This is a genomic window from Streptomyces sp. NRRL WC-3742, assembly GCF_000720635.1.
Taxonomy (GTDB): Bacteria; Actinomycetota; Actinomycetes; order Streptomycetales; family Streptomycetaceae; genus Kitasatospora.
Genome location: NZ_JOCF01000191.1, coordinates 1 through 550, shown reverse-complemented (window position 1 = coordinate 550; position 550 = coordinate 1). Strand labels below are relative to the sequence as shown.

The window sequence follows — 550 nt, the reverse complement described above, 5'->3', positions numbered from 1 at the left end:
CGTGGACGTCCCCTCCCTCCAGGCTCAGCCCCGGTGCCGTGGCGGTGCCGTCCAGCAGCGGCGGGGCGGTCTCGGCGAACAGCGGGTGGAAGCGGTAGATCGCGGCGGTGTGCAGGGTCTCGCGGCGGCGCGCGGCCCTCGCCATCGGGTTGAGGCTGTAACGGGCTCCGATCCAGCAGGAGTTGTCGCGCGGGAAGAGGTGGTTGGGCAGCGGCGCGAGGGCGAAGTCCTGCTCTCCGACGGTGTGCCAGACCAGGCTGTGCGGGTGGCGCAGCGGCAGGTCGTCCTTGAGGACGCCGCCGATCAGATACGAGGCCAGCGTCTCGCCGTCCAGGTCCTCGCACAGGGCGCGCACCGGGTCGACCAGGGCGGGACCGACAGTGGCGGGGTTGACCACCTGCCCCAGTAGCCAGGCGCGCGCGGCCGGCATCGCGAGGGTCTCGGCGAGCAGGCCGGCGTAGTGGTGGACGCGCACGCCGTGGTCACGCAGGACCTGGGCGAAGGCGTCGTGCTCCTCGCGGGCGCGCTTGGCCCACAGGATGTCGTCGAA

Annotated in this window: 1 protein-coding gene; it reads right to left on the bottom strand. The window is 72.9% G+C overall.

Annotation, left to right across the window (positions count from 1 at the left end; genetic code table 11):
* Window positions 1-550 (bottom strand): arginine deiminase family protein (locus tag IH61_RS0140020; RefSeq protein WP_031079426.1); only part of this gene is annotated, 550 nt, incomplete at both ends.